This window comes from Paenibacillus sp. E194 (assembly GCF_000935845.1).
GTDB classification, from domain to species: domain Bacteria; phylum Bacillota; class Bacilli; order Paenibacillales; family Paenibacillaceae; genus Paenibacillus_B; species Paenibacillus_B alvei_B.
In genome coordinates this window covers 1-4,372 of sequence record NZ_JMDX01000357.1, presented here as the reverse complement: position 1 = coordinate 4,372, position 4,372 = coordinate 1, and the positions used below count along the sequence as shown (strand labels likewise).

The 4,372-nt window shown below is 47.3% G+C and carries 4 protein-coding genes; all 4 read right to left on the bottom strand.

The window, feature by feature from the left end:
- Positions 1–570, bottom strand: a 570-nt coding sequence (locus AZ66_RS27255; protein WP_044357771.1) for an ABC transporter ATP-binding protein, incomplete at its 3' end; no start/stop codon positions are given.
- 117 nt (positions 571–687) lie between these two features.
- The gene (locus tag AZ66_RS27250; RefSeq protein WP_021254287.1) at positions 688–1,533 is read right to left on the bottom strand and encodes an ABC transporter permease; all 846 of its coding nucleotides are present in this window, start codon (positions 1,531–1,533) and stop codon (positions 688–690) included.
- A 5-nt stretch (positions 1,534–1,538) separates the two neighbouring features.
- Positions 1,539–2,489 (bottom strand): ABC transporter permease, encoded by a 951-nt coding sequence (locus AZ66_RS27245; protein WP_044357769.1) that lies wholly within the window; start codon positions 2,487–2,489, stop codon positions 1,539–1,541.
- Between the two features lie 80 nt (positions 2,490–2,569).
- Entirely contained in the window at positions 2,570–4,168 is a 1,599-nt protein-coding gene (locus AZ66_RS27240; RefSeq protein WP_044357767.1) for an ABC transporter substrate-binding protein, read from the bottom strand.
- Positions 4,169–4,372 lie beyond the last annotated feature (204 nt).

The window sequence follows — 4,372 nt, the reverse complement described above, 5'->3', positions numbered from 1 at the left end:
CTGAATCGTGACATCGAGCGCAGTGGTCGGCTCATCTGCAATAAGCAGCTCAGGCTGGCAGGAGAGCGCCATGGCGATCATAGCCCGCTGACGCATCCCACCGCTGAATTCATGCGGGTACTGATCAATACGCTGCTCGGGCGAAGGAATACCCACCTGGCGCAGCAGTTCAATTGCCCGTTTCCGCGCTTCCGTCTTCGACAGCTTCTGATGACGCTGCAGTACCTCTACGATCTGTGCGCCTACCTTAACTACCGGATTTAGCGACGTCATCGGATCTTGGAAGATCATTGCAATCCGATTGCCTCGAATGCGCCGCAGTTCCTTTTCTGACATATCTAATAGGTTATCTCCGTGGAACAGCACTTGACCGCTCTTAATCTGTCCCGGATGTTGTATTAATCCAATGAGAGACTTCGCTGTCACGCTCTTGCCGCTGCCCGATTCACCGACGATGCCGATGACTTCGCCTTCATGAACATCGAAGCTGATGCCCCGGACAGACTGCACTTCTCCGTCGCGTGTGTGGAACGAAGTTCTCAGTTGTTGAACGGATAGCAGTTCATTCATAAGTCTCACTCCGTTGTATAGAATCGTTAGTCCTGCATTTGCATCGTTGGACGATCCAACTATCTGATCTCCCCAGTGCACACACTGCATCTTAGAACCTAACCCGGCTTCTGATGACTAACGTTGATTCGCTTTTGGTTCAAAGGCAACACGCAGCACATCGCCTAGGAAGTTGAACGACAGCACCGTAACCAAGATAAGCAATCCAGGGAACAAGGCCATATAAGGCGCCTCCCCGATATATCCCTGCGCGCTGTTCAACATACTTCCCCATGACGCATTCGGCGGCTGTACCCCGAGACCGAGGAAGCTTAGTGACGACTCCATCATAATTGCCCCTGCAATATTGATCGTCGCCGTAACAATAATCGTAGGCATAATATTCGGAATGATATGCTTCCAAATGATGCCGAACGTGCTCTGGCCTGATACTCGCGCATACAGGACATATTCCCGCTCCTTGACGGACAATGTCTCCGCACGTACGATTCGGGATATGTTCATCCAGCTAAGCAGGCCGATGATCAGCACGATCGTTGTAATCCCTGGCTTCAAGTAAGCATTAAGAATAAGCATTAAGAAAAAGGACGGTATCGACATTAAAATATCAACGATACGCATCAACGTATTATCAATCCAGCCGCCAAAATAACCGCTGATGGTTCCTACAGCTGTACCTACCAGCACCGCAATAAACATCGATAAAAATCCGACACTAAGTGAAATGCGTCCGCCATACAATGCCCGTGCGAACACATCGCGCCCTTGATCATCTGTTCCGAACCAATGAGATGCGCTTGGAGACTGAAGTGTCTCCGTCACGACCATCTTGTCGGGATCATGCGGGCTCAAAAATGCCAAGGTGGAAGCAATAATGAGAACCGCGAGTAGAATCAATGCTACCAGAGCCAGCTTCTGTTCTTTCAATTGTGTAGCGATATTTCGCCATATCATTCGGTTCATCTGACTCACCCCGTTGTCTTAATTCGTGGATCTACTACGCCGTACAGCAGGTCAGCAACCAAGTTCCCGACAACCAGCATAACGGAAGAGATCATCGTAATGCCCATGATGACAGGGTAATCCAGCTGAAATACCGAAGTAATCCCGAGTGCCCCCATCCCTGGCCATGAGAATACCGATTCCGTAATGAATGCTCCGGCAATCAGTTCAGGGAAGGACATACCGAGGATTGTAATGACAGGCAGCAGAACATTTTTCAGCACATGACGGCGCAATACCGTGCCGCGAGTAGCTCCATAAGCGTACTGAATTTGAACGTAGTCCTCTTCCAGCTGACTTATCGTATGCGAACGAATGTAACGCATATAGACCGATACATTCATGAAAGTCAGTACCGTACAAGGCAGAATTCCGTGCTTCAAAATATCAAGTGTGGAATCTACCCCGATTGTTCGCATCCCCATACTTGGGAGCAAGTTTAATTTCAACGCAAAAATATAAATCAGCATAATGCCAAACCAGAAGCTCGGGATCGAGATTCCGATATAAGACAGCAGGCTAAGGCCGCGGTCACTAAGACGATTTTTCCGTGACGCAGCGTACATGCTAAGTGGTACCGAAATGAGAAGTGAGATCAACATAGCGGATCCCATAAGGCCAATCGTCGCTGGCAGCCGTTCTAAAATGAGCTCCGTCACCGGGCGATGGCTCATCAGTGAATAACCTAAATCTCCTGAAAATACATTTTTAAGCCAGTTCCCATACTGCACAATAATCGGTTCCGTCAATCCAAGGTCATGACGGATTCGCTCTACATCCTCCGCGTTCATGTTCGGTGTGACGAACGAAAGCACCGGGTCTCCCGGTGCTAGTTTAATGAGCGCGAATGATACGATTGAAATAAACCAGAGCAGTGGAATGGCTTGCAGAACGCGTCGCAAGATGTATTTCTGCAATTCAATTCCCTCCGTGCAGACGCCAGCCCTTGCTGGCGCCTGTATTCTGGATGTTTATGTTCGATATCAAATTATCGTGCTTAGTTCAGATAAAGTTTGGACAAATCTTCGAACATGAAGACCGGCTTCGCAACCGCTTCATCAAGACCACCATAACGTTTGTCTACCGCGATGATCGCTTTGTCGTTTGCAATCGGATATACAACCGCCTCGCTGGCAATCGTTTGTTGAATTTGCTTGTACAGCTCGCCACGCTTCGTGCTGTCCATCTCTACTGCAGCTTGTTCCCACAGTTTATCGAGTTCTGGGTTGTTGTAATGGCCGTAGTTGTACAGTTGATTGCTCAAGTAGAGCGATTTGTATGAATCCGGTTCAGTTCCCATTACATAGCCATTGAAGGACAAATCGAATTTCGTATTGTTCGGATCAAGCGACATATTGGAGAACGTGCCGGATTCAAGCGGCAGCAATTCCACTTCAATGCCTACTTCTTTCAGCTTTTGTTGAATGTAGAGTGCTTGGCTTGTTTGAATCTTGCTTGCATTCGAGTATGCAAGCTTCAGGTTCAAGTTGCTTACGCCAGCTTGCTTAAGCAATTCTTTGGCTTTCTCAGCATTGTAGTCATACTTCTCAACATCTGCTGTGTAATACGTTGTATCCGGTGTAAAGATGGACGCCGCTGGGTCTGCAAACTCTGCAGAGCCATAAGCTAGCGGAATCAGTTCTTGCTTGTTAATTGCATAGGAAATCGCTTGGCGAACTTCCTTCTTCTTCATCGCATCGATGTTCATATTGAACACCAGATAGTTCAAGCGGCCTTCAGGGTATACAACCATGTTCAGCTTGCCGCTTGTATTCAACTTATTGTAATCCGCTGGTTCAACCTTGCGCATATTCAATTCACCGTTCTGCAATGCCAAGTTCGCTGCATTCGGATCTTTCGCAATGCGGTAGATGACTTGATCCAGATGACCCTTGCCTGCGAAATAATTATCGAAGCGCTCCAATGTTACATATTCGCCTGGGCGATATTCTTTGAACTTATAAGCGCCAGAACCAATTGGAGCTGCATTTTTCGTGCTCTTCTCAATATCAGCTTCGCCTTCGAAGATATGCTTCGGAATCGGCTTGAACGAAGCAAAGATTCCTTCAAAGGAAGCAGATGGCTGTGGAAGAACCAAATCGACAGTTACGTCATCCACTTTCTTCGCCTGCAATGGCTTGCCGTTGAAAATGTAGGATTCACGATCCGTGCTGTGCTGCTTTTCATCCAAGATGCTGTTGATTGTGAAGACAACATCATCTGCTGTAAGCGGCTTGCCGTCATGCCATGTCAATCCTTTGCGAAGCTTCAGCGTGTAAGTCAAGAAATCCTTCGATGGAGTAATGCTCTCCGCGAGTACGAATTTCTTCTTGCCTCCGTCTTCCACCGTATACAACGGTGCGTACAAGGTTTGATTTATCGTCAACGTAACACGGTCATTCGAATACAATGGGTTCAATACACGAGGATCCTCTTGTACTGCAATAATAATATTGCCTCCATCCTTCGGTTGGCCTGTCCCTTCCGCCGTAGAAGACGTTGAATCCTTCGCAGGAGTAGAATTGTTACCGCACGCACTCACCACAAGGACGATAAGTGTGAGCAGCCCGATAATCCATAATTTGTTGCGTTTCATGTTGATTCCTCCCGATAGATGGTTAACAAGACTATGGAATCTAGTATAACTATATTTTTTTCAGAAGACAATAGTTTTTCCGAGCTTTTTGATAGGGATTAAAATCATCCTATATTCACAGTCACGAGATCGACACATGAAAGGGCGAAGCAGCCATTCGCTAGAACGCTGCCTTCAACAAAAAAAGCTGTGCCCCTGTAGAGG

Excerpts from the sequence above, each read along its gene's own strand:
- AZ66_RS27250 (WP_021254287.1), bottom strand. The coding sequence starts at position 1,533 with ATGAACCGAATGATATGGCGAAATATCGCTACACAATTGAAAGAACAG.
- AZ66_RS27240 (WP_044357767.1), bottom strand. The coding sequence starts at position 4,168 with ATGAAACGCAACAAATTATGGATTATCGGGCTGCTCACACTTATCGTC.